Origin of the sequence: Nonomuraea rubra (assembly GCF_014207985.1) — a bacterium.
GTDB lineage: Bacteria > Actinomycetota > Actinomycetes > Streptosporangiales > Streptosporangiaceae > Nonomuraea > Nonomuraea rubra.
The window spans coordinates 12446427-12470333 of record NZ_JACHMI010000001.1 but is presented as its reverse complement, the minus strand read 5'-3'; the positions used below and the strand labels follow the sequence as shown (position 1 = coordinate 12470333).

27 protein-coding genes and 1 tRNA gene are annotated in these 23907 nt (G+C 71.5%); 13 read left to right on the top strand and 15 right to left on the bottom strand.

What is annotated here, in order from left to right; all coding sequences use genetic code 11:
* The 3 genes from gyrA to HD593_RS57915 all read left to right on the top strand — a co-directional run bounded on the left by gyrA (window position 1) and on the right by HD593_RS57915 (window position 3440).
* A complete protein-coding gene (gene gyrA, locus HD593_RS57925; protein ID WP_185111321.1) occupies window positions 1-2499 on the top strand; it encodes a DNA gyrase subunit A in 2499 nt (832 codons plus the stop codon).
* Window positions 2500-2502: 3 nt separating this feature from the next.
* Entirely contained in the window at window positions 2503-3237 is a 735-nt protein-coding gene (locus HD593_RS57920; protein ID WP_185111320.1) for a DUF3566 domain-containing protein, read from the top strand.
* Between the two features lie 129 nt (window positions 3238-3366).
* A tRNA-Ile gene (locus tag HD593_RS57915) sits at window positions 3367-3440 on the top strand.
* A gap of 97 nt (window positions 3441-3537) precedes the next feature.
* Here HD593_RS57915 and HD593_RS57910 read toward each other — a convergent pair.
* The 4 genes from HD593_RS57910 to HD593_RS57895 form a co-directional block, all read right to left on the bottom strand.
* Complete coding sequence (locus tag HD593_RS57910; RefSeq protein ID WP_185111319.1) at window positions 3538-4623, bottom strand: acyltransferase family protein; 1086 nt, start codon at window positions 4621-4623, stop codon at window positions 3538-3540.
* Window positions 4624-4820: 197 nt separating this feature from the next.
* Window positions 4821-5135, bottom strand: coding sequence for a helix-turn-helix domain-containing protein (locus tag HD593_RS57905; protein WP_185111318.1), 315 nt, complete (start codon window positions 5133-5135; stop codon window positions 4821-4823).
* Window positions 5132-6184: a tyrosine-type recombinase/integrase gene (locus HD593_RS64925; protein ID WP_185111317.1), complete on the bottom strand. Its 1053-nt coding sequence runs from the start codon at window positions 6182-6184 to the stop codon at window positions 5132-5134. The genes HD593_RS57905 and HD593_RS64925 overlap by 4 nt, the downstream gene beginning before the upstream one ends.
* A gap of 154 nt (window positions 6185-6338) precedes the next feature.
* A complete protein-coding gene (locus tag HD593_RS57895; protein WP_185111316.1) occupies window positions 6339-7388 on the bottom strand; it encodes an aldo/keto reductase in 1050 nt (349 codons plus the stop codon).
* Window positions 7389-7437: 49 nt separating this feature from the next.
* Here HD593_RS57895 and HD593_RS57890 point away from each other — a divergent pair, with 49 nt between their 5' ends.
* The 5 genes from HD593_RS57890 to HD593_RS57870 are packed head-to-tail and all read left to right on the top strand — an operon-like array spanning window position 7438 to window position 10430.
* Window positions 7438-7833, top strand: coding sequence for a MerR family transcriptional regulator (locus HD593_RS57890; protein ID WP_185111315.1), 396 nt, complete (start codon window positions 7438-7440; stop codon window positions 7831-7833).
* A gap of 10 nt (window positions 7834-7843) precedes the next feature.
* Window positions 7844-8737, top strand: a complete 894-nt coding sequence (locus HD593_RS57885) for a hypothetical protein (protein ID WP_185111314.1) — start codon at window positions 7844-7846, stop codon at window positions 8735-8737.
* 46 nt (window positions 8738-8783) lie between these two features.
* A complete protein-coding gene (locus HD593_RS57880; RefSeq protein WP_185111313.1) occupies window positions 8784-9140 on the top strand; it encodes a nuclear transport factor 2 family protein in 357 nt (118 codons plus the stop codon).
* Window positions 9141-9159: 19 nt separating this feature from the next.
* The gene (locus HD593_RS57875; protein WP_185111312.1) at window positions 9160-9978 is read left to right on the top strand and encodes an alpha/beta fold hydrolase; all 819 of its coding nucleotides are present in this window, start codon (window positions 9160-9162) and stop codon (window positions 9976-9978) included.
* Entirely contained in the window at window positions 9957-10430 is a 474-nt protein-coding gene (locus tag HD593_RS57870; protein ID WP_185111311.1) for a GbsR/MarR family transcriptional regulator, read from the top strand. The genes HD593_RS57875 and HD593_RS57870 overlap by 22 nt, the downstream gene beginning before the upstream one ends.
* Window positions 10431-10468: 38 nt before the next feature.
* On the opposite strand, the gene HD593_RS57865 is transcribed toward HD593_RS57870, so the two are convergent.
* On the bottom strand, window positions 10469-11230 hold the full coding sequence (locus HD593_RS57865) for an SDR family NAD(P)-dependent oxidoreductase (RefSeq protein WP_312904411.1): 762 nt from the start codon (window positions 11228-11230) through the stop codon (window positions 10469-10471).
* Between the two features lie 57 nt (window positions 11231-11287).
* On the opposite strand from HD593_RS57865, the gene HD593_RS57860 reads away from it, so the two are divergent.
* Complete coding sequence (locus HD593_RS57860) at window positions 11288-11641, top strand: ArsR/SmtB family transcription factor (RefSeq protein WP_185111309.1); 354 nt, start codon at window positions 11288-11290, stop codon at window positions 11639-11641.
* A 51-nt stretch (window positions 11642-11692) separates the two neighbouring features.
* On the opposite strand, the gene HD593_RS57855 is transcribed toward HD593_RS57860, so the two are convergent.
* The 4 genes from HD593_RS57855 to HD593_RS57840 form a co-directional block, all read right to left on the bottom strand.
* Entirely contained in the window at window positions 11693-12256 is a 564-nt protein-coding gene (locus HD593_RS57855) for a carboxymuconolactone decarboxylase family protein (protein WP_221525456.1), read from the bottom strand.
* On the bottom strand, window positions 12253-12852 hold the full coding sequence (locus tag HD593_RS57850; protein WP_185111308.1) for a TetR/AcrR family transcriptional regulator: 600 nt from the start codon (window positions 12850-12852) through the stop codon (window positions 12253-12255). Before HD593_RS57850 ends, HD593_RS57855 begins: the two co-directional genes overlap by 4 nt.
* A 76-nt stretch (window positions 12853-12928) precedes the next feature.
* A complete protein-coding gene (locus HD593_RS57845) occupies window positions 12929-13687 on the bottom strand; it encodes a class I SAM-dependent methyltransferase (protein WP_185111307.1) in 759 nt (252 codons plus the stop codon).
* Window positions 13688-13695: 8 nt separating this feature from the next.
* On the bottom strand, window positions 13696-14310 hold the full coding sequence (locus tag HD593_RS57840; RefSeq protein WP_185111306.1) for a TetR/AcrR family transcriptional regulator: 615 nt from the start codon (window positions 14308-14310) through the stop codon (window positions 13696-13698).
* 82 nt (window positions 14311-14392) lie between these two features.
* On the opposite strand from HD593_RS57840, the gene HD593_RS57835 reads away from it, so the two are divergent.
* Window positions 14393-15544 (top strand): DUF418 domain-containing protein, encoded by a 1152-nt coding sequence (locus tag HD593_RS57835; protein WP_185111305.1) that lies wholly within the window; start codon window positions 14393-14395, stop codon window positions 15542-15544.
* A 75-nt stretch (window positions 15545-15619) separates the two neighbouring features.
* Window positions 15620-16330, top strand: a complete 711-nt coding sequence (locus tag HD593_RS57830) for a hypothetical protein (RefSeq protein ID WP_185111304.1) — start codon at window positions 15620-15622, stop codon at window positions 16328-16330.
* Between the two features lie 254 nt (window positions 16331-16584).
* Here the strand turns inward: HD593_RS57830 and HD593_RS57825 are convergent, their stop codons facing one another.
* Window positions 16585-17043, bottom strand: a complete 459-nt coding sequence (locus tag HD593_RS57825; protein ID WP_185111303.1) for a GbsR/MarR family transcriptional regulator — start codon at window positions 17041-17043, stop codon at window positions 16585-16587.
* Between the two features lie 23 nt (window positions 17044-17066).
* On the bottom strand, window positions 17067-17708 hold the full coding sequence (locus HD593_RS57820) for an FMN-binding negative transcriptional regulator (RefSeq protein WP_185111302.1): 642 nt from the start codon (window positions 17706-17708) through the stop codon (window positions 17067-17069).
* Window positions 17709-17743: 35 nt separating this feature from the next.
* Between HD593_RS57820 and HD593_RS57815 the strand changes: the two genes are divergently transcribed.
* A complete protein-coding gene (locus HD593_RS57815) occupies window positions 17744-19072 on the top strand; it encodes an aminotransferase class I/II-fold pyridoxal phosphate-dependent enzyme (RefSeq protein WP_185111301.1) in 1329 nt (442 codons plus the stop codon).
* A 173-nt stretch (window positions 19073-19245) separates the two neighbouring features.
* Here HD593_RS57815 and HD593_RS57810 read toward each other — a convergent pair whose 3' ends face one another.
* From HD593_RS57810 to HD593_RS57795, 4 genes are all read right to left on the bottom strand, one after another.
* The gene (locus tag HD593_RS57810) at window positions 19246-20448 is read right to left on the bottom strand and encodes a Dyp-type peroxidase (protein ID WP_312904410.1); all 1203 of its coding nucleotides are present in this window, start codon (window positions 20446-20448) and stop codon (window positions 19246-19248) included.
* Window positions 20445-20981: a copper chaperone PCu(A)C gene (locus HD593_RS57805; RefSeq protein ID WP_185111300.1), complete on the bottom strand. Its 537-nt coding sequence runs from the start codon at window positions 20979-20981 to the stop codon at window positions 20445-20447. The genes HD593_RS57810 and HD593_RS57805 overlap by 4 nt, the downstream gene beginning before the upstream one ends.
* A gap of 97 nt (window positions 20982-21078) precedes the next feature.
* Window positions 21079-21615, bottom strand: coding sequence for an MFS transporter (locus HD593_RS57800; protein WP_185111299.1), 537 nt, complete (start codon window positions 21613-21615; stop codon window positions 21079-21081).
* 62 nt (window positions 21616-21677) lie between these two features.
* Window positions 21678-23048 (bottom strand): MFS transporter, encoded by a 1371-nt coding sequence (locus tag HD593_RS57795; RefSeq protein ID WP_185111298.1) that lies wholly within the window; start codon window positions 23046-23048, stop codon window positions 21678-21680.
* Window positions 23049-23183: 135 nt separating this feature from the next.
* Here HD593_RS57795 and HD593_RS57790 point away from each other — a divergent pair, with 135 nt between their 5' ends.
* Window positions 23184-23903: a hypothetical protein gene (locus tag HD593_RS57790; protein ID WP_185111297.1), complete on the top strand. Its 720-nt coding sequence runs from the start codon at window positions 23184-23186 to the stop codon at window positions 23901-23903.
* Window positions 23904-23907 lie beyond the last annotated feature (4 nt).

Genomic DNA, 23907 nt, shown 5'->3' with positions numbered 1-23907 from the left:
GTGACGGACGTGAACACCACTCCCCCGGCTGACCGCATCGAGCCTGTGGACATCCAGTCCGAGATGCAGCGCAGCTACATGGACTACGCGATGTCGGTCATCGTGTCCAGAGCGCTGCCGGACGTGCGCGACGGCCTCAAACCAGTGCACCGGCGGGTGCTCTACGCGATGTACGACGGTGGCTACCGTCCCGACCGCGGGTACTTCAAGTGCGCCCGCGTCGTCGGTGACGTGATGGGCACCTACCACCCGCACGGCGACACCTCGATCTACGACGCGCTGGTCCGCCTGGCGCAGAACTGGTCGCTGCGGTACCCGCTGGTCGACGGGCAGGGCAACTTCGGCTCGCCCGGCAACGACCCGGCGGCGGCGATGCGCTACACCGAGTGCAAGCTCGCGCCCATCGCCATGGAGATGCTGCGGGACATCGACAAGGAGACCGTCGACTTCCGCCCCAACTACGACGGCAAGTCGCAGGAGCCCGACGTCCTGCCGTCGCGCTTCCCGCAGCTGCTGGTCAACGGCTCGGGCGGCATCGCCGTCGGCATGGCCACCAACATCCCGCCGCACAACCTGCGCGAGGTCGCCTCGGCGGTCAAGTGGGCGCTGGAGAACCCGGAGGCCGGCGACGAGGAGCTGCTCGAAGCGGCCATCAGGCTGGTCAAGGGCCCCGACTTCCCGACCAAGGCGCTCATCGTGGGCCGCCGGGGCATCGAGGACGCGTACCGCACGGGCCGCGGCTCGATCACCATGCGGGCCGTGGTCGAGGTCGAGGAGGACAAGGGGCGGCAGGCGCTGGTCGTCACCGAGCTGCCGTACCAGGTCAACCCCGACAACCTGGCGCTGAAGATCGCCGAGCTGGTGCGTGAGGGCAAGCTCACCGGCATCGCCGACGTACGCGACGAGAGCTCCTCGCGCGTGGGCCAGCGCCTGGTCATCGTGCTCAAGCGCGACGCGGTCGCCAAGGTCGTGCTCAACAACCTGTACAAGCACACCCAGCTCCAGGACACCTTCGGCGCCAACATGCTGGCGCTGGTCGACGGCGTGCCGCGCACGCTGCGGCTCGACCAGTTCATCCGGCACTACGTGGCCCACCAGATCGAGGTCATCGTCCGCCGGACGCGTTACCTGCTCCGCAAGGCCGAGGAGCGCGCCCACATCCTGCGCGCGCTGCTGAAGGCCCTGGAGCGGCTCGACGACGTCATCGCCCTCATCCGGGCCTCGGAGTCGGCCTCCGCCGCCCAGCAGGGCCTCATGGCGCTGCTGGAGATCGACGAGGTGCAGGCGCAGGCCATCCTCGACATGCAGCTGCGCAAGCTGGCCGCCCTGGAGCGCCAGGCCATCCAGGACGAGTTCGACTCCCTGATGACGCAGATCGCCGAGTACAACGCGATCCTGGCCAGCGAGAGCCGGCAGCGCGAGATCATCAACGAGGAGCTGGCCGAGATCGTCCACCGCTACGGCGACGAGCGGCAGACCGAGATCATCGCCTACGACGGCGACATGTCGATCGAGGACCTCATCGCCGAGGACGAGATCGTCGTCACGATCACCAGGGGCGGCTACGCCAAGCGCACCCGTACCGACCTCTACCGGGCGCAGAAGCGCGGTGGCAAGGGCGTGCGCGGTGCCCAGCTGCGCCAGGACGACATCGTCGACCACTTCTTCGTCACCACGACGCACCACTGGCTGCTGTTCTTCACGAACAAGGGGCGGGTGTACCGCGTCAAGGCGTACGAGCTGCCCGACGCCGGTCGCGACGCCCGGGGCATGCATCTCGCGAACCTTCTTGCCATGCAGCCCGACGAAACAGTCATGGAGGTTCTCGACCTACGCGACTACAACGTCGCCCCCTATCTCGTCCTCGCCACGCGCAGTGGCCTGGTCAAGAAGACCCGTCTGTCCGAGTACGACTCCCCCAGGTCCGGCGGCCTGATCGCGATCAACCTGCGGGAGGACGACGAGGTCATCGGAGCCCGGCTGGTCTCCGAGGAAGACGACCTGCTGCTCGTCTCGAAGGGCGCGCAGTCGATCCGCTTCACCGCCTCTGACGAGGCGCTCCGTCCCATGGGACGGGCGACCAGCGGTGTGATCGGCATGAGGTTCCTCGAAGGTGACGAACTTCTCGCCATGAATCGGATCGCGGACGGTCAAGATGTGCTTATCGCCACGAAGGCTGGGTACGCAAAACGGACGCCAGTGGAGCAGTATCCAGTTCAAGGACGTGGCGGTAGAGGCGTGCTGACTGCGAAGATCGTATCTTCCCGTGGCAAGCTGGTCGGAGCCGTCATGGTCAACCCAGAGGACGAGGTTTTCGCGATCACGTCTGCCGGCGGGGTGATCCGGACGAGTGCCGGCGAGATCAAGCAGTCCGGCCGCCAGACCATGGGAGTGCGATTGATGAATCTCGCTGAAGGCGACAGCGTGGTGGCCCTCGCCCGCAACGCCGAGTCCATGGAGACTTCGGTGGAGAATGAGGAAGACGGGGGAGGAGAGTAGTTCATGAGCGCCCAGGGTGGTCCCGCCAGGACCAAGGCGGCTTCGGGCAACGGACAGCCCAAGAAGCCCGCAGAGACCGAGATGTTCGACGCGGTCGAAGAAGGCCAGGACACCTCGCCCGCACAGGGCAGGCCCATGCCGGCCAAGGAGGACAACAAGCCTTCGCCGCAGCCGGGCCCGCCCGGCCCGCCGGGGCCCTCCGGGCCTCAGGGCCCGCCTGTCCCGCCGCAGGGGTTGCAGCAGCAGCCGGAGGGCAACGAGACCGTACGCCTGCGCCCGTCGCTGGCCACCGAGGCTCCGCCGGCCATCGAGCTGACCGGCAACAAGAAGAAGGGCTCCAGCTCCGGCGGGGGCCGCCTGCCCCGCAAGGCCCACTTGGTCCTGCGCCGCGTCGAGCCGTGGTCGGCCATGAAGTTCAGCTTCGTGGTCTCCCTGGTCTGCTTCGTGGTGCTGTTCGTGGCGGTGGCCGTCCTGTACGGCGTGCTGTCGGCCCTGGGCGTCTTCGACTCGATCGTCGACCTGGTCAACCAGCTCGGCCAGGGCGAGCAGGGGCAGAGCTCGATCCCGATCGACATCGCCTCCTGGTTCGAGCCCGTACGGATCCTCGGCTACACGGCCCTGATCGGGGCGGTGAACGTCGTACTGATCACGGCTCTTTCCACGCTGGGGGCGGTCATCTACAACATCGCCTCCGACCTGGTGGGGGGCGTCGAGGTGACCTTCAGCGAGGCCGAGTAAGGGCGGAGCTCGCGCCGTACGGGGCATGCGGACGGCGCGAGCAGCCTGCCGGAGGTTGTAAGCTTTTCCTCGTCCCGAACAACCGGTTCGCCTCGGTGAGGCGGATGCGATAACGTTCGGGGTGCGAGCGGGGCTATAGCTCAGTCGGTTAGAGCGCTTCCCTGATAAGGAAGAGGTCCCAGGTTCAAGTCCTGGTAGCCCCACATAGTCCGACCGGTTAAAGGCCACTATCCGATTTTCGGAGAGTGGCCTTTCTTGTTGCTTGCGTAGGTCTGCTGGAGGATGGGCACGGGCGTGCCCTCAAGCGAGGGTACGCCTGATCAGCGGGGCCACGGGACGCTCGACGAAGCGGTGGACGAGCCAGGCCATGGCACTCATGGCCGCAACCAGTGCCAGAAGCAGCGCGTACCTGTTCACGGTGGCACCGACGTGCTCGATCAGGATGAAGCCCAGGTGGGCGTGCAGCAGGTAGAGCGGGTACGTGAGCGCTCCGGCGGACACCATCCACGGCCGTCCCAGCCGCCGGGTGGCGCCGAGCGCGACCATCGCCACGACGGCGAAGATCACGATTACCGCCGCGGCCACCGTGATTTCGTCGTAGGTCACGGAGTAACGCCGCCCGACCGCGGCGGCGTAGCCGAGCGCGCGGTGGACGGCGTTCCCCAGGCACAGTACGAGGAGCAGGCCGAGGGGCCAGGTCATCCGGCCCTGTCGAGCCAGGAACAGGGCCATGCCGGCGATGAAGTAGTGCGAGAACTCCGACTGCACGACCAGGTCGGCCGCGCGGGGCAGCAGCCCGGCCTCGACCAGCGCGGTCAGGGCCAGCCATCCCCACAGCACGCCCATGACCCGCGATCGGGCGACGCCGATCCAGGTCAGGGCCAGGATGAGGAGGTAGAACCGCATCTCGGCCCAGAGTGTCCAGTAGACGACGTCGACGTCGGGCACGTCCACGACGGCCTGGAACATCGTCAGGTTCACCAGGACCTGCTCCACGGAGACGGTGAAGAGTTCCCCGCCCAGCACCAGGGTGACGAGCGCGGTGGCCAGGACGGCGAACCAGTACGCCGGATACAGCCTGGCCACCCGCGAGGTCACGAACCGCCGTGGCGTCGCGGTCCAGGCGCTCATCAGCACCACGAAGCCGCTGATCATGAAGAACAGGTCGACGCCCAGATACCCGTAGCGGGTCCAGGCGCCCAGCTCCTCGTACGGCACCGTGGTGGTGCCGCCCGCCCAGCCGGAGAAGGTGTAGTGGAACAGGGCCACGGACAGGGCCGCCACCAGCCGCAGGGCGTCGAGCTCGGGGATGCGGGCCGGTATGCCCGGTGAGGGCGCGTGCCTGGCGTGCCGCGGCGCGCGGCGTCTCATGGCGGGCAGATGCATGGCGAACACCGTTCACCGGCGTCCTGCCCAGTTTCCAGGCCGAAGCCTGTCCATTCGCTGCCCACCCGGTACGGCGGCCGTCCGAGGCGGTCGCCGCGATCGGGCCCCGGGCGGCGGCGATGAGCCTGCTCGCGGCGCTGTCTCGCCGAGGTCCCCGCGGGTCAGTCCGGCAGCGCGGGTCAGTCCGGCAGCGCGGGTCAGTCCGGCAGTACGTTCGCCCGCTTCGGCCGGGGCGGGGCGAACCTGCTCGCGGCGGTGGCCGCCGCTCGATCCCCGGAGGCGGGGATCGGCTCGATCAGGTCCGCCATCGTGCACCCCAGGATGTCCAGCAGGGCCATCAGCAGCCGCAGGTTCAGCCGTACGGGCCGCTCGGCCACCAGCCGGTAGACCTGGCTCTGCGACAGCCAGAACCCCCGCTGTGCCAGCAACGGCCGCAGGTCCGTGGTGGCGTACAGGCCGCGGTCGGCCATGACCTTCCGCAGATGCCACCGGTACTCGTACTTCACGCTCACCCCGATCCCCCGTCCGTCAGGCGGGCGCAGCTCGCGGTCGTGGCCGGAAGCCGGTGCCCGACCTGCTCCTGCACGAACGTCAGAGCCGCGCCGTCCATCAGCAGATGGGCCATGTACGCGCTGCGCAGGCAGTACGGCGTCAGCGCCCGGTCCAGCCCGAGCGCGTCTCGGTACGCCGCGAACCGATCCTCGATCTCCCTGGTCCGCAGCCGCCCGCCCCGCTCGGTCGGCCACAGCGCCTGCGACAGGCTGGTGCGGTAGCGCGGCCGGACCTCGGCCACGTACTCCCGCACCGCGTCCACCGCCCACGGCATCGTGCTGACGACCGTCCGCCGTCGCTGCGGCAGCCCCTGCGTTCGCCGGCTCGCCCGCACGCTCAAGGCTCCGAAGCGGCCGAGCTCCGGCACGTCGGCATGCGGCTGGAAGTCGCCGATGTCCAGCGCGGACGCCTCGGAGCCGCTCAGTCCCCAGGCGTAGACAACCTTGAACACGGTGGCGTCCCGGTAGCGGGCCAGCGCCCCCTTGTGCCCTCGCCGCATGGCCTCCTCCACCTGGTCGTCGGCGTGGTCGAAGAAGCGCTGGACCTCCTCGCGCGTCATGGGCCGCCGTCCGGGGCCGGCGAAGGGGCCGGCGAAGGAGTCGGCCGCCCTGTCGTCCTGGCAGATCTGCACGGGGACGCTGCCGAAGCGGGTCTCGCACTCCCGCGTCCAATCCTGGTAGGGCGCGGTCACGTACTCGCAGAAGAACCGCAGCGCCGACTGGTACCCGCGGACGGTCGAAGGCGCCCGGCGCAGCTCGACGGTCAGATGGGAGAGCCACAGGTCGAGGTGCTCGGGCGACCACTGCCAGGGATACGCGCCGGTGAAGCGGGCGAACCTGCGCACGACGTCCTCTCGCAGGCCGATCGTGGCCGACTTGCAGCGCTGGGTGGTGCGCTGGTGCCGCGACCATCCGTCGAGCATCGCGTCGAACAGGGCCTGCGCGGAGCTCCGCGGCGGCCGGCAGGCCGCCGACTCCGGTCGCTTCGCAGCACTGACATCGCCGCACACGCTCTCTACCCCTTGGTGTCGCTTCGCACGGGAGGCACGCCCAGCGTTTCGGGCCCCGGGAGAGCGTCACACAGCAGGTTGGCCACAATCATGACCGTTTCCTGCTCGGTCCTTGCTCACCGGCCCTGTGCCGGTGAGCAGGCGCGCGCCTGCGTCAGCTCGCGGCGCGGTCGCCGAGCGGGCGGCGGCGCAGGGCAGGGTCGGTCAGCGGGGCGGGGCTCCAGAGGCCGACGGGGTGGTAGACGTTGGTGCCTGGCGGCACGAGCTCGTCGATCCGGTCGAGCACGGCGTCGTCCAGCACCAGGGAGGAGCCCTTCAGCAGGCCGTCCAGCTGCTCCATCGTGCGCGGGCCGAGGATGACCGAGGTGACCGCCGGGTGTGCGGCGGCGAAGGCGACGGCGAGCGCCGGGAGGGTGCAGCCGAGCTCGTCCGCCAGTTTCACCAGCTCCTCGACGATCTCCAGCTTGGCCGCGTTCACCGGGATGGCGGGGTCGAACCGTTCAGGGGCGCGGGCGGCGCGGCCCTGTGACAGGTCGACCTGCTGCCCCTTGCGGTAGCGGCCGGTCAGGAATCCCCAGCCCAGCGGGCTGTAGGTGAGCACGCCCATGCCGAGGCGCTGCGCGGTGGGCAGGACGTCGCCCTCGATGCCGCGGGCCAGGATGTTGTACGGCGGCTGCTCGGTGCGGAACCGGTACAGGCCGCGCTGCCGGGCCACGTGGTAGGCCTCGACGGTCTCGTGCGCGGGGAAGGCAGAGCTGCCGAAGGCGCGGATCTTGCCCTGCCGTACCAGGTCGGTCAGGGCGGAGAGGGTCTCCTCGATGTCGGTCCGGTAGTCGGGGCGGTGGATCTGGTAGAGGTCGATCCAGTCGGTGCGCAGCCGCTTGAGACTCGCCTCGACCTCGCGCATGATCCAGCGCCGCGAGTTGCCGCCGCGGTTGGGGCCCTCCCCCATCTGGAAGTGCACCTTGGTCGAGAGCACCACCTCGTCGCGCCGGCCCTGCAGCGCCTTGCCCACGATCTCCTCGGACTCGCCCGCCGAGTACATGTCGGCGGTGTCGACGAAGTTGATGCCGTGGTCGAGAGCGGCGTGGATGATGCGGATGCTGTCGTCGTGGTCGGGGTTGCCCGCCGAGCCGAACATCATGGTGCCGAGGCAGTGGGTGCTGACCTCGATGCCGGTGCCGCCGAGGATGCGATATCTCATACTTCAGGAACCTAGAATCTAGAGCGGACTCTAAGTCAAACTGGGCGACATGTCGGGTCTGAGTATCGGCCAGGTCGCCGAGCGCACCGGGCTCAGCGTGCACACCCTCCGGTTCTACGAGCGGGAGGGGCTGCTGGCCCAGCCGGTACGGCGGGGCACCGCGGGCCACCGGATCTACGACGAGGGCGATGTCGACTGGCTGGGCGTGTGCATCCGCCTGCGAGCCTCCGGCATGCCCCTGACCGACATCCGGCGCTACACCGAGCTCGTCAGGGCGGGGCAGGGCAACGAGGTGGAGCGGCTGGAGGTGCTGCGCGAGCATCGGGAACGGGTGCTCGCGCAGATGCACGAGCTCGGCGAGTGCCTCAAGCTGATCACCCACAAGGTGGCCATTTACGAGGGCAGGCTGGGTCTGCGGGACCACGTCCCGGACTGCGCGCCCTGAGACTGTGGTGGTGCTGGAAGCTCTGGAGACGGTCGGCTGGGGTGGCCTCCACCACGCGTACGGCCCGGCCGCCGACGTGCCCGGCCAGCTCAGAGCACTTTCGTCGGCGGACACCGGGGAACGGCACCAGGCTCATTACCAGCTGCGCGGGAACGTCTACCACCAGGGAACCCGGTGGCAGGCCAGCTGTCATGTCATCCCGTTCCTGGCCGAGCTGGTGGACGATCCGGCAACCCCTGATCGGGCGGCCGTGCTGGACCTGCTCCGCATCGTCGCGCTCGGAGATCGGGACGACACCCATCTGCCCTTCAGGCCCGGCCGGGAGTTCGCCCGGGCCGAGAACGTGACCCGCGCCGACGTGGCGGCGGTCGTGGACTGGCTTCATGGCGATGGTGACGGCGACGAGCCCGAGAGCTGCGATGCGGTCGCGGTGTCCTGGGACCGCGACGCCTATCTCGCGGCGGCCGCGATCAGCGGTCGGTTCGCCGCCTGGACCGGGGATGGTGACCCGGTGGTCGCCGCGGGAGCGGCCGAGCTGCTGGCCTGGTTCCCGGCCACGCCGCCCGTGGTCTCGTGCCTGGTGGAGATGTCCGCGGCCGAGGGGCGCGAGGTGGCGCGTGCGAGCGCGAATCTCAGCCTCGGTTATCTCGTCCCGGACGAGCCTGCCGTCGATGGCCGGTTGGCGGCGTTGCTCGACGCCGGGGCCTTCGGTGTCCGGCTCACCGCGGCCGTCGCTCTCGCGCTCCGGCTCGGCGATCGGATTCCCGAGGCCGGGCTCGGGATCCTCGCCGAGGCTCGCGACCACGCCGATGAGATCGACGCGGCCGCGTTCCCGGTGCCCTGGGATCGATCGTTGCTCGGCTTCGCCGCCCTGGCGCTCTACCGGATCGGGCTGTCCCCCTAGCACCGGTCTCCGATGAGTTTTGGCTGCTCGTCCGGTCCAAGAGGTCATGAACACATCCAAGACTCCTGCCGAGATCGCCGTCGCGTTCATCGAGGCCTTCGGCCGCCGCGATCTGACCGCCGTGTCGCTCCACCTCGCCGAGGACATCGTCTTCGAGAGCCCGCGAGGCACCATCGAAGGAGCTTCCGCCGTCGTCGAGGCGATCGGGCAGTTCGCCGAGGTGGTCGCCGCGGTGAAGATCCTCTCTGTGCTGGGGAACGGCGAGGAAGCGATGATCATGTACGACATGGTGACCGGGCCGTTCGGGACGTTGCGGGCCGCCGATCACCTCGCGGTCCGAGACGGCAGGATCATCTCTGATCGGCTCGTGTTCGACACGTACGAACTCCGCAAGGCCACCTAGATTTTACTATATTTAGAATATGGTGAATTTGTCCGGCAAGCTCTCTGTCCGTGGGTGCGACCTGCGGTACGCCGACAGCGGGGGCGACGGCGTACCGGTGGTGTTCTCCCACGGAGCCGGGGCCGACCACGTGATGTTCGAGGCCCAATGGGAGCACCTGCGGGGCCTGGGGTGTCGCGTCGTCGCCTGGGACCTGCGCGGCCACGGCCTGTCGCGTCCGGCCGGGGTCCCGTTCACCGCCGAGCAGGCGATGGCGGACCTGTACGCGCTGATCGGCCACCTGGGGCTGGACCGGCCGGTGCTGGTGGGGCAGTCGCTCGGCGGCAATCTCGGCCAGGCCGTCGTCCGGCGGCAGCCCGGCCTCGCCCGGGCCCTGATCGTCATCGGGGCGACGCCGAACACGGCAGCGCTGTCCTGGAGGGAACGGCTGCTGGTGAAGGCCGCGGCGCCGATGTTGTCGGTGATGCCGGCCAAGGATCTTCCGCGGCTGATGGCCGAAGCCTCCGCGGTCACCCCGGAGGCGCGGGCGGACGCCCGGCGGGCCTTCGGCCAGGTGCCGAAGAGGGAGTTCGTCCAGGTGTGGCGGGCCACCGCCGGCTTCCTCTCCCCCGATCCCGCCTACCGCACGCCGGTGCCGCTGTGCCTGATCCGCGGCGAACGGGACGGCACCGGCAACATCGCCTCCGCCATGCCCCGGTGGGCCGCGGCCGAAGGCGTCGAGGAGGTCGTCATCCCCGGCGCCGGTCATATCGCCAACCAGGACGACCCGCGGGCCGTCAACGAGGCGATCGAGGCGTTCCTGCGTACGATCCCGGCATGGAAGCAAGCAGGGCGATGAGCGGGCGGGAGGCGTTCATCACCTCGGTCGGCGACCTGCTCGCCGCGTGGAACCTTCCGCACGCGACCGGGCGCGTCTACGGGCTGCTGCTCCTCAGCGAGGAGCCGATCTCGCTCGACACGATCGCCGCCGAGCTCGGGCTGAGCAAGGGGGCTGTGAGCACCGCGGTACGGCAGCTCGCTTCCTGGGGTCTGGCCAAGGTGATGCCGCAGCCTGGTAGCCGGCGGTTGCTCATCGAGGCGACGGGAGGGATCGAGTCGCTGCTGGAGGCCAGCCAGGCCCGGGCCAGGACCCTGATCGCCGCTCTGCGTGAGGGGCAGGATCTGGTGGATGCCGGGCCCGCGCGGGAGCGGCTGCACGAGGTGATCGGGTTGTTCGCCGGGTATGTCGAGGTCGGGAGCCAGTTGCTCAGCAGCTACCGCAGGCAGCGAGCCGAGGACTCGGCGACCTGACGGAGCGGCGTGCGTTGTAGATCGCTTGCGTGCCTGGGTCAGGTGAGTTCCAGGCCGCCGTCGATGGTGAGGACCTGGCCGGTGAGCCAGGTGGCGGCGGGGTCGGCGAGGTGGACGATCCAGGCGGCCACCTCCTCCGGGGTGCCGCGGCGGCCCAGGGGGATGCAGTCGGTCTCCTCCTGCTTGATCTGCTCGACGACGTCCTCCGGCAGGCCGGCGGCGGTCAGGGCCTCGCTCTCGGTGGGGCCGGGGGCCAGGGCGTTGACGCGGATGCCGTCGGCGGCCAGCTCCAGGGCCCAGCTGCGGGTGAGCTGTTCGAGAGCGGCCTTGGAGGCGGCGTAGTGGGCGGCGCCGGGCAGCGGGCGGTGGCCGTACGTGCTGGAGACGTTCACGATCGTGCCGCGACCGGCGCGCAGGTGCGGCAGCGCGGCCCTGGCGAGCAGGCTGGGGGCGGTGACGTTGAGCGCCAGGAGGTCGGCGACGCGCTGGGCGTCGGTGTCGGCCAGCGGCATGACGGCGGTGGCGCCGGCGTTGTTGACCAGGACGTCGAGGCGGCCCCAGCGGTCGGTCGCCGCGTCGACCACCGCCTGCGGGGTGCCGTCGCCGGTGATGTCGGCGGGGAGGACGGCGATGCCGGGGTGCTCGGCGGCGGTGTCCCTCAGGGCCTCGGCGCGGCGGCCCACGGCGAGCACGTGGGCTCCCGCGTGGGCGAGGGCGAGTGCGGTGGCGCGGCCGATCCCGGATCCTGCGCCGGTCACGATCGCGACCTGGTCCTGTAGTCGGGTGGGCGGGGTGGTCACGGCGGGACCTTCCTTCGTTCGATGTTCGTGAAACATCGAACAAGCTACCATGGGGAAATGAGGCAGGCACATCACCCCGAAGTGGGCGAGTTCACGCTGACCGGGGTGATGTCCGCCCTCAGCGATCCGATCCGGGTCGGAGTGGTGCGGGTGCTGGCCGACGGGCGTGAGCGCGGTTGGGGCGATCTGCAGGCGCCGGTGGCCAAGTCCACGCTCAGCCATCATCTGCGGGTGTTGCGTGATGCCGGGCTGACGCGTACCCGGCAGGAGGGCACCCGCTGCTTCGTGACCTTGCGGCGGCAGGAGCTGCGGGTGCGCTTCCCGGGGCTGCTGGAGGCGGTGCTGGCCGCGGCCGAGGACGAGGACGTCGGCCACCAGGTGAGCGTGAAGGACACCGCGCCACCGGCCTGAACGTGCGGCGCGATCAGGCCGGCTGAGCGGGCGGGCTGGGTGTGGGGCCGATCAGGCGAGCTGGTCGGGAGTCCATTCCTGGCCCTGCCAGGCCGGGTCCAGCGGGGTGTGGGCGAGGTGATTGGTGTAGTTCGACAGGGTTTTCATCCCGACGCCGAGCACGATGTCCAGCACGTGGCGGCGCGTGTAGCCGGCCGCGAGGAACGCCTCCAGCTCCGCGTCGTCCACCCATCCGCGCCGGGCCACCATCTGCTGCGTGAGCCGCCTGGCGGCCTCGAGAGCGGGGTCGGGGAGCGGCTTGCCCGTCCGCAGGGCCTCGACCACCTCGGCCGGTACGCGGGCACGCAACGCCAGGGTGGAGTGCGCGGCCACGCAGTACTCGCACCCGTTCTCCACGCTGGCGGTGATCCACACGACGTGCTTGGCCGGCCCGGGCAGCGAGGACCTGCCGAACTGCTCGGCCAGCGCGTTGTACCCGGCCAGCAACTCGGGGGATTCGGCCATCACGCCGTTCAGTGTGGTTACGAAGCCCATGCGCTTCTTGGCCGCTTCCAGCATCGGCCGGGCCGCCTCGGGGGCGTCGCTCTCGTCGTACACGCGGAAATCGATCATCATCTCTCCTCGGGGTGGGTGAAGCCGTCCAGTACGGCGCGCACGCCCGCCAGCAGGTCCTCGGCCCCGGCGCCGGCGCGGGAGCGCAGGTTGACCCCGTACGCCAGCAGCGCCAGCGTCTCGGAGCAGGCCCCCAGGTCCAGGCCGGGCCGTACCTGGCCGCGATTCCGCGCCGCCTCCAGCGCGGCATGCATCGCCGCCCGCAGCTCGGTGTGGTGGGCGTCCAGGACCTGCTGGATCTCGGGGATCGTGCGGGCGGCGCCGGTGTGGGTGTTGGTGACCAGGCAGCCCCAGCGGGCGTGCTCGCCGGTGCAGCGCGCCGCCACCAGCCGTTCGAAGAAGCCGGTGACGGCGGGCAGGCCGCGATCGTCGGCGGCCAGCGCGGCGAACACCGGGCGCGACTGCCGCTCCAGGTAGCGGCGCAGCGCGGCGGCCTGCAGCCGCTCCTTGCCGCCGAAGGTGGCGTACAGGCTGGACCGGCTCAGGCCGGTGGCCTGCACGACGTCGGCGATGCCGGTGACGTCGGCGCCGCGCTTCCAGAACAGGCGTACCACCTGGTCCAGTGCGGCGTCGGGATCGAAGTGCTTGACGTCGGGCATCAGCCCTCCTCCTATCCTGGAACGACTGTTCCAAGATAAGGGTACGCGGTGCGAAAGGGCAATCTCCGGCGGACGACTACCGGCTCGGCTTTCGCCGGGCGAGGGTGAGGTCGGTGACGAAGGACATCTCCACGCCGTCGCCCAGCACCGCGCCCAGCTCCCGCAGCACGGGCTCCTGGCGCTCGGGAGGCAGGATCCGGTAGGCGGAGATGGTGCGCACCAGGTCGAGGTAGCGGTCCGCGGTGTACCACTCCGTGCGGGAGTAGGAGCGTTCGTCCAGATCGGTGAAGCGCGGGTCGCCGGTCAGCAGGTGCTGGACCTCCTCGTTCCTGACCGGCGTGTCCTGGTGCAGGCTGTAGCTGGACAGGCCGTGGCGGTGGTCCACCTCGGAGAGGGCCGCCCGCAGGTCGGGGTCGGTGATGAGGTAGTGGTTCCAGAAGAGGGCGAGCGCGCCTGACGGGGCCAGCGCCTCGTACGCGAGGTCCCAGCGGCGCTCCGGGTCCACCCAGTGCCAGGCCTGGGCCGAGTACAGGAGGGTGAAGCGCCGGTCGGGGACGTAGTCCTCGAAGATCCCGCTCCACACCCGGACGCCGGGGCAGTTCGCCGCGAGTGCCGCGGCCATTCTGGGGTCGGGTTCGACGCAGGTCAGGTCCACGCCGCGGGCGGCGAAGGCGGCCGTGGCCTTGCCCGTTCCCGCCCCGACCTCCAGCGCCGGGCCGGCGGGGGCGTAGTTCAGGATGTCGGTGACGAGCCGGTCGGGGTAGCCGGGCCTGGCCGACTCGTACAGGTCGACCGCCTGGCCGAACACGACACTTCGCTCACGATCGACAGCCATGGCGCGATTCAATCACGCCCGGGATCGAAGCCTGGGCCGAGGCCGAGCGCGGGCAGGATCGCCTGGTCGACGATCGCTGCGAGGTAGTCGTCGCTCGGCGGTGTCCCGGCGTCGATCAGGTGCTTGGTGACCAGGGCCTCGCCGATGTCGGTGACGACCGGGGTGAGCAGGGTGGCGGGGAAGTGCCCGCGGTCGGCGTAGTGCTCCAGCACGGTGCGGGTGAACGTGCCGCCGCGGCTGGCGAAGACCCGTTCGAACAGGGCCTCCGACATCAGCGCGACGCTCTTCGGATCGGTGAGGATGGCCGAGACGGCGCGGCCCGCCGGGCTGAAGGCCCACTCCACCATGAGCCGCAGGGAGCGGATCAGGTCGCCGCGCAGGTCGGTGGCCCCCGGCGTGGGCTCCTCGACCGGGTGCTGGTGGTAGAGCGCGTCGAGCAGCACCTCGATCGGGTCCGACCAGCGGCGGTACAGCGTGCTGCGGGGGGTGGCCGCGCGCCGGGCGATGCCGTCCATGGTCAGCCGTCCCGCGCCGACCTCCACCACCTCTTCGAGCGCGGCGTCGTGGATGGCCTTGATCAGCTCTTCGCCCCGCCGGCGTGTCCGGGTGTTGCGGTCGTCCATATCCGCCCCTTGTTTAGCTACGCGGGTGTATTTTACCGTGGAGATTAGCTACAGTCGTGTATCTAGATTCGAGGGGACAGCCATGTCCATCGCTCCACCGGCTCCTGTTCATGGGGCCACTCCCGTCGCCCGGCGCGCGCTCGCGCCGGATCTCGCGCGCGGGCTGATGCTGCTGCTCATCGCGCTGGCGCACGCGCACATGTACCTGTCGGGTCACCCGGCCGGATTCCGCGGGTACGCGCTCGACGGCGGCGTGCTCGACCGGCTGGTCGCCGGGGTGCAGATCCTGCTGGTGGACGGGCGGGCGCTGCCCATGTTCGCCGCCCTGTTCGGCTACGGCCTGGTGCAACTCGCCAACCGGCAGCTCGCCACGGGCAGGAGCTGGCCGCAGGTACGCGCGGTGCTTCGGCGGCGGAGCCTGTGGTTGCTGGTGTTCGGGTTCTGCCACGCGCTGCTGCTGTTCTTCGGGGACATCCTCGGGGCGTACGGGCTGATCGGGCTCGTGCTCGTCGGGTTCGTCCGGCGCGAGGACCGGGTGGTGCTGCGGGCGGCCGTCGTGGGGCTGGTGCTGCATGTCGTGGTGCTGGCCGGCTTCGGGCTGCTCACGATCTCGGCGCCCAAGGGCGACACGCCCGCGGCGATGGCAGATCCGGTCGAGGCGCTGGTGATGCGGCTCATCGGGTGGTCCGGGATGACACCCACCTACTTCGCCGCCAGCGTGGTGCCCGCGTTCCTGTTCGGCATCTGGGCGGCGCGGCGCCGCGTGCTGGAGGAGCCTGCCGCGTACCGGCCGCTGCTCGTACGGGTCGCCACCCTGGGCACCGGGGTGGCCGTGGCCGGCGGGTTGCCGTTGATGCTGGTCGACACCCGGCTCTGGGAGCCGTCGGACCTGGTGGCGGTGTCGCTGTACGCGCTGCACAGCGTGACCGGCATCGCGGGCGGGCTCGCGTACGCGGCGATCATCGGGCTCCTCGCCGGGCGCCTGACCTCCGGCCCGGTCGTGAGGGCGCTCGCCGCGTGTGGTCAGTGGTCGCTGACCTGCTACCTCCTCCAGTCGGTGATCTTCGTGGCGGTGTTCGCGCCGTACGCGGGAGGGCTCGGCACCCGCGTCGGCGACGCGGCGGCGTCGGGAATCGCCGTGGTGACGTGGCTGGTCACCGTGGTGCTCGCGGCGTTGCTGGCGCCGCGCAGGGGGCCGGCCGAGGCCGCGCTGCGCCGCCTCACGTACGGGTGAACGTTCGAGGATTTTTGATGTGAGCCGGCGGGGCACGCGGGCGGCGCTACGGTGCTGCCGGTGATGAACCAGAGGATGAGGGCACGGTCCGTCGCCGTCGTGGGGGCGGCGGCGGTCACGGTGCTTGCGGGGCTGACGGCGCCCGCACAGGCGGCGGAGAACTACGGCCAGTACTCCCGGTTCGCCGAGCGCAGCGCCGGGCAGCACTGGGCGGACGGGCAGGCGGCCGGGCAGTGGACGTGGAAGCCGCTGTCGTCCACGACGTCCGAGATCAGCTGGGGCGACCCGAAGAGCTGGCCGCCGGACTACGCGGAGAAGTTCGTCAGGAGCGGCGACTGGCTGATGCTGGACGGGTGGCGGGACAACGGGACGTACTACACCGTCAGGGTCACCAAGGAGCAGATCGGTGACGGCAAGTGTGGAAATCTCCAGACGTTCGCCACCTCGGGGCGGCAGCACTACGTGAAGTGGAGCATTCCTCCCCAGGGGTACTGCCTGAAGGCGTGGGGGACGATCACCGAGCAGTCCTCGGGCAAGGTCGTCGACTTCGGGCACACCCAGATCTGGTCGCCGCCCGCGCCCTGCTCGAACGGGTACCTGGGCGGCCAGACCTGCATCAAGCAGTGGGAGTCGTGGTGGGACAACAACGGCAGCCCCGGCGAGCCGATCACCAGGAGGCTGGAGCGCGACCAGTACCTCGCGCGCGGCAAGGGCATGGCGTTCAAGATCCATCAGTACTTCCCCAAGGAGTGGAAGTCCGAGGCGCGGTCGTACTGGAACTGGTGAGTTCATCCACAGGCTGTGGGCTGTGGGCCGTGACCTGTTGACAGGGGTTCCGCGGTTGCGCGACAGAGGTGCCGAAGGTGTGGTATGAGTCGCCGGGCAGGGCCTGCTAGTAGGGCCTTGACCTGGTGAAACGCCTGTGAGCGGGCGTGCCGGGCGCGGGGGCCGCCCGTACCACGGGCGGCGCCTGTGCGGTGGTGGATTGCCGAAGAGTTATCCACAGGATGAGCGGGTTGTCCACAGGTTGTGAACAAGGCTCAGGTCGCGGCCTGATCTCCGAGCACCTCGGTCAGCGCCGCGATCGAACACCTGGCCGAACGGATGCGCGCCGCCCGCGTCTCGTCGGCCCAGCCCAGCTTCAGCCCCTCGGCCACCAGCTCGTCGAACGCGGTGAACGCGGCCAGCTTCTGCCGGATGACCTTCGACCAGGCGTCGTCCTCGATCTCGTAGTAGACGTTCCGCTCCCCCGGCCTGCGGAACCGGCGGATGAGCCTGATGGACGTCAGGAGCTGCAGATTCGTCGTCAGGGACGCGCGGCTCGCGCCGATGGCGCCGGCGATGTCGCCCGCGGTCTGCGCCGGCGGGTGGCAGGTCATCAGCCAGCCCAGGATGCGGCCGGAGATCGGCGCGAGCCCCCACTCCTCGGAGACGAACGTCGCCACCCGCTCGACCCAGGCGAGCACCTGCTCGCGATCGGGGCCGTCCTGCGCTGTCACACGACCACCTTAACCAGCGGTTTTCAGGCGCCCACCGCGGACTCCGCGGCGGCGCTGCGCCGGCGCTGCTGGGACAGGGCGCCGGCGTCGCCGGGCAGGCCGCGCTCGGCCAGCCCGCGCGCGACCCGCTCGCGCAGCTTCGCCGGGCGGTGGCCGTCGTACTTGAACTTGGCCCGTACCTCCTCCACCCGCAGCCGCAGCCCTCTGATCGCCGACAGGTTCCTGCGGTACGGCCCCGCGTCGGCGGCCACCACGCCGTGGTCGCCCCCCGGCTGGTGGTGGGCGAGCTGGCGGCGCAGGATCTCGGCCTTGCCCTCGCCGTCGTCCACGATCTCGGCCAGGCACACGAGCTGGACCGCGGCGTAGTAGCTGGTCGGCACGCCGGTCTCGGGGGAGTCGGAGCGCCAGGAGGTGGGGATGTAGGCGTAGTCGTCGTGCACGCTCACCACGGCCACCGGGTTGGCCTCCAGCGCCGCCCAGATCGGGTTGGGCCTGGCCAGGTGGAGCAGGACCTCGGCGTCCCCGTCGTAGAGGAAGTGCGTCGGCACCACCACGGGCGGCGCGCCGGCCACGCCGTTGACCGCGATCTGGCCGAAGTCACGGGTACGCAGCCAGCTCCGCCACTCCTCGTCGTCCAGAGCGGCGTCCCATGGATGGATAAGCACACTGACCACCTTTGTATTAGTACATAATGTATTTTGTGCTAGAAAAGTACACGATCGCGGGTGGGACGGCCAGCGAGATAGCGGCGGGCGTCGAGGCCGCCGTGTCCGAAGGGCGGCTGCCACCGGGGGCGGCGCTGCCGCCGGTACGCGAGGTGGCGGCGAGTGCCGGAGTCAGCCCGGGGACGGCGGCGGCCGCGTACCGGCTGCTGCGCGAACGCGGCGTCATCGAGACGGCGGGGCGGCGGGGGACCAGGGTCAGGGCGCGGCCGGCCAGCACGTTCCGCGAGGAGATCAGGATCGAGGTGCCGCCGGGCGTGCGTGACCTGGCCAAGGGCAACCCCGACCCCCGGTTGCTGCCGCCGCTGCACGACGCGCTGGCCGCCGCCGCCAGGGCGCACGCGGAGCGGCCCGCCATGTACGGGACCGGCGACGACGAGGAGCTGCTCGCGCTGGCCGGGCAGCGGCTGCGGGCCGACGGCGTGCCGGCCGCACCGCTGGCGATCACCTCCGGCACCCTCGACGCGGTCGAACGCGTGCTCACCGCCCACCTGCGACCGGGCGACGCGATCGCGGTCGAGGACCCGGGGTGGACGGCCCTGCTCGACCTGGTCGCCGTCCTCGGGCTGCGGCCGGTGCCGATGCGGCTCGACGACGAGGGGCCGCTGCCGGAGGAGCTCGCGCGGGCGTTGCGGGCCGGTGCGCGGGCCGTGGTGATCACCGCGCGCGCCCAGAACCCGACCGGCGCCGCCGTCTCCGCCGCACGCGCCGCCGAGCTGCGGGGGTTGCTGGGGGAGCACCCGGAGGTGCTGCTGGTCGAGGACGACCACGGGGCCGGGTTCGTGGACCTGCCGCTGCATCCGCTGGCCGGGGTCACGAGCCGCTGGATCCTCGTCCGCTCCACGGCCAAGTCGCTCGGGCCCGACCTGCGCCTGGCCCCGGTCACCGGCGATCCGGTCACGCTCGACCGGCTGCGCGGGCGGCAGCGGCTGGCCGCCGGGTGGGTGAGCCACCTGCTGCAACATGCCGTCGCCCACCTCTGGCGGACGAACGCGGCGGATCCGGCGGCCGTCGCCGCGTCGTACGCGCTGCGCAGGGACGGCCTGGTCGCGGCGCTGGCCGTGCGCGGCATTCCCGCGCACGGCCGCAGCGGCCTGAACGTGTGGATCCCCGTCGCCGACGAGTCCACCGCCATCACCCGGCTGCTGTCACGCGGCTGGGCCTGCGCGCCGGGCGCCCGCAACCGCCTCGGCTCGCCGCCCGCGCTGCGCCTGACCATCTCCTCGCTGGACGCGACGGAGATCGAGCCGCTCGCCGCCGACCTGGCCGCCGCCCTGCACCCGGCCCCGACCGGCCGCTACGGCTGACCTCCCGGGCCGGCGTGCTTGCTCCCGCCCGCGCCTGCCGGAGCGGGCGGCCTGGTAGGTGCGGGCGCAAGGATCGATCCGGCCGGAGGGGGGGCCTGGTAGGTGCGGCGCAACGGTCGACCTGGCCGGAGCGGTTGCCGTTTCCTGACCCCGGCCGGAGCGGTCGAGTCGGGTCAGCCCAGGAGCTCCTCCCCGATCCAGCCGCCGGGCGCGCACCCCGGCGGGATGGCGAAGACGGCCGAGCCGATGGCTGTGATCCACTCGTTGAGCAGGTCCCCCTCGGCCAGCATGCGCTGCACGGGCACGAACTGCCCGGCCACGTCCGCCTGGTAGGAGGCGAACAGCAGCCCCGAGTCCGACTCGCCCTCCGGTGACAGCCCCCCGTCGTAGTTGTACGGCCGCCGCAGCAGCCGCAGCGCGGGATCGGCCACGTGGGCCCGCCGGATGTGGGCGAACTCGGAGATCACCGGGAACCCGAGCCGGTTCTTCCTGGCGTAGTCGGCCGCGTCGGTCTCGGCCGAGCCGGTGAGCGGCGCCCCGCTGTCCAGCCGCCGCCCGATCGTGAACTCCCTGGCCACCCGGTCGGCGGCGTCCCACGTCTCCAGCTTCATCCGGATCCTGCGCAGCACCATGGTGGTGCCGCCGCGCAGCGGGCCCGCGCCGATCCACACCGCCCTGTCGAGGTCGGTGGCGTTCACCGTGCCCTCGATCTGGCCCATCAGGTTGCGCCGGTTCGTGCTGCGGAAGCCGCGTTGCGTCCACCGTACGCGGGCGAACGACCGCGCGTCCTTCACGATCATCCGTACGGCGTGCGCGACCGTCACGGTGTCGTCGGCGCAGATCTGGACGAGCAGGTCGCCCCCGCTCCACCGCTTCTCCAGCCGGTCCGTCGAGAACGCCGGCAGCTCCTTCACCGGCGAGTCCACCCCGGCCGCCTCGAACAACCCCTGCCCGAACCCGAACGTGATCGTGAGCCGGGCCGGGTTCGCGGCGAGCTCCGGCTCGGTGTCGGCGAGCGCTGGGCGGCCCTGGGTGAGGCGGGCCGCGTCGTCGGTGAGGAGCTGGAGCAGCCGGAGGACCGCCTCCTTGCGGGTGCCCTTCACCAGGTCGAAGCCGAGGAACACCGCGTGGGCCTGGGGCGCCGTGGCCACGCCCGCCTGGTGCGCGCCGTGGAACGGCTCGACCGCCGCGAGCTCCCCGCGTTCGGTTCCGCCACGTGCGGTTCCGTCGCGTTCCGCCCCGCCATGTTCCGTCCCGCCGCGTTCCGTCCCGCTGGGTTCCGCATCACGGCGTTCTGTCTCGCGGCGCACGAGGGCGCCGGCCGCCGTGGCGGCTGTGGCGGCGCCCCCGGCGAGCAGCCCTCTGCGGCTGATCACTTGTGCCCCGGCTGGTAGTCCTCCTCGCCACCGGCGAAGTCCTTGCCGATGGCGGTGAACTCCAGCGGCTCGCCGCCCTGCACCTGGAGCGTGAACGGGATCCTGGCACCCGGCTTCACCTCCTCGGTGACGCCCATCAGCATGATGTGGTCGCCGCCGGGCTGGAGCTGGTGGGTGCCGCGGGCGGGCACGACGAACCCGCCCTGCTTGGGCCGCATGACCATCTTGCCGCCGTCCTCGACCACCTCGTGCAGCTCGATGGTGGGGGACAGCGGCGAGGTGCCGGACGTGACTGTGACCGGTGCGTCGGTGTTGTTGACCAGCGTGCCGAACGCGGCGGTCATCCCCTCCTTGGTGGTCTTGACCCAGGGATCGGTGATGGTCAGCCCGGCGGCGGGCGTACTGGCAGGCGGGGTGGTGGCCGCCGCGACGGCGGCGGTGCCGGTGGCGGCGGGTTCGGGGGAGGAGGTGCCGCCACAGGCGGTCAGCGCCACGAAGGCGGACGCGAGCACGAGGGCATGACGAACGTACATGGTGGGTTGGCCTTTCTCCGCCCGGCGTGCCGAAGCAGCCCCTGCCGGGCGGCGGGGGTCGTCTGAAAAGGGGAAGACGTCTCGCCCGACCCGGAGGTCAGGCGGCGATGGCCCGCGGCGGGCCCCTCCCGCTGACGACGTGCCGCAGCACGGCCGAGCGCAGCACGGGCGGCTCGGTCGTACACAGGGCTGTGGAGAAAGGTGTGGTGAGCAGCGGCAGCCAGATGACCAGCAGCCGTACGGCCAGCCGGCGCAGCAGTGCCCAGAGGGCGGCCTCGCCCCGCGCCAGCCACAACGCGGTCATCCCGACCGCCAGGCCGTGCGCGACCAGCATGCCCAGGCCGGGAACCAGCCCCGAGTGGAGGTGACCGGCCAGCGCGCCCGGCGAGGCGGCATGGGACAGCGAGAACAGCAGGTGCAGGATCACCTGTAATCCGGCGAGCAGCGGCAGGATCGCCGCGAGCGACCGCTCGCGCCCCGACAGCGGGTACGCCGCCGCGAACGCCAGCCCCAGCGCCGCCGCCATGGCCGGCACCGGCACGGAAGCGCCGCCGAGCACGTGCGCCGCCACGCCCAGCCCGAGACACACCACGGCGAACACCGCGGTGCGGGCGAGACGGAACGGCAGCGTCACCCGCCTAGCATTCCACGCCACCCCGCCGCCCGGCACACCCGATCGGCCGGTGCGGCCGTGCTTCACGTGAAACTGCTCCTGGCCGCGCGCCTCTCGCGATCGGCACCGTGCGCCGGCCGGCGGGTCGCCGAGTGGGCCAGCACGCCCAGCGACGCCACGACCAGCACCGCGAGCCCGGCCCGCGCCGCCGCGTCCCACCCGCCGTCCAGAGCCGCGAAGAACACCGCCCCGGTGACCGTCCCGCCGAGCACTCCCCCGGCCTCCTGTACGGTCCCGAGCACCCCGGCCGCCGCGGCCGACCGCTCAGCACGTACGGCAGCCAGGACGGACGAGAGCAGCGGCGACATCAACCACCCCATCCCGGCCCCCGTCACCAGCAGCGCCAGCCCCAGCGGCAACGGCCCCGCACCCACAGCGTGATGCACCAGCACCAGCCCCGCGACCAGCACCGGCGCCCCGAACCGCCAGGGACGCAGCGAGGCCGCGAAGAAGCCGGCGTTCAGCGCCGTGCACACGGCCGCGGCGGCCAGCGGTGGCAAGCCCAGCCCGTCCTGCAAGTACAGGGCGAGCACGAACGACAACCCCGCCGACGTGCCGAACAGCAGCCCCACCGCCACCAGCCCCCAGGCGAACCCCTGCTCCCTGAACACCCCCAGATCCAGCAACGGCACCCGCCCCCGGGCCGCCAGCCGTCGCTGCCGCCACCCGAACGCCCCCAGCAGCAGCGGCGCGGCGGCCAGGCACGCCCACGTCCACCCGGGCCACCCCTGCTCCCGCCCCTCGGCCAGCGGCAGCACCACGGCCACCAGCCCGCCCGCGACCAGCGCCGCCCCGCCGAGGTCGAGGCCGCGGGGGAGCGGCGACGGCGTGGCGCGGGGGAGCAGGCGGCCGGTCAGGGCCAGGGCGGCCAGGCAGATCGGTACGTTGACCAGGAAGCAGGCCCGCCAGCCCAGCCCCATCGGATCGGCGGCCACCACCAGCCCGCCGATCACCTGGCCGCTCAGCCCGGCCAGGCCGACGGCGGTGCCGTACCAGGCGAAGGCTCTGGCACGCGCGGCCCCCCGGTACAGCAGGCCGAGCAGGGCCAGGACCTGCGGCGCGAGGAGCGCGGCGGCCACGCCCTGGGCGACCCTGGCCGCCACCAGCACGGACGTGCCGGTGGCCAGCCCGCACCCGGCCGAGGCCACGGTGAACAGTGCCAGCCCTGCGGCGAACAGCCGCCGGTGCCCGTACAGGTCGCCGAGCCGCCCGGAGACGACGAGCCCCGCCGCGTACGCCAGGCCGTACCCGGCGATCACGAGCTGTACCGCGGCGTCGTCCGCGCCGAGGTCGGCGCGGATGGAGGGGACGGCCAGGTTCGCGACGTAGAAGTCGAGCGTGGTCACGAACACCGCGACCAGCAGCACGGGCAGAGCGGCCCAGCGGGTGGACATGTGACTCCAGGAAGAGGAAGGCGAGAGGGGGCGGCGAGAAGAACACCGCCGCGCGCCGGACGGTTGACCTCACCCTGGAGCCGGGCCGTTACGATTCCCTGCGGATCCGCTATGGACCACCCCATAATCAACGCAATGCCGAAATTTCAGGACCTGTCGGAATTCGCGGCGGCCATCGCCCCGGTCATCGGCGCCGCCCAGGTCAACGTGCACGCCTCGGCCGCCAGAGCCGTCGCCGAACTCGCCGAGACCTCGGCCATCACCCCCGGCCTGCTCTCCGACCTGCGCTTCACGCTCCCCCTCCGCCCCCTGACCCGCGACGCCCTGGCCGTCATCGACCGCTACGGCGACGCCGCGGCCCGCGAACGCGACCTTCAGGAGCACCTGCGCCAGCGAACCCTGTCCGAGGACGGCGACGGCACGATCCGGCTGACGGACAGGGGCCTGGAGTTCGTCCACAGGCTGTACGACGTGCACGCCGCCACGGCCGAACGCGTCTGGGCGGCCCACGACCTGCCGGGCCTGGCCGGGCTCGTGGACCGGGTGCTCCAGGCGGCCGAGCGGCTGCCGGGCGGGGCGCTGGAGCTGGTGGCGCCGCCGTACGAGCCGGAGGGGGCGCCACCGGGGCTGCTGCTGTTCAACCGGCTCGCCGTCGTCCGCTACCACCGCGCCGACGCGCACGCCGCCGCCTGGCGGGCGGCGGGCCTGTCCGCGGCCGGGATCGTCGGCCTGCCGGACGGCCCGCTGCGCACCGGCATCGAGGCGGAGACGAACCTGCGGGCGTCCGCGCCGTACGGGGCCCTGACCGCCGGGGAACGGGAGACCCTGTACGACGAACTCCTCAAACTGGTCTGAATCC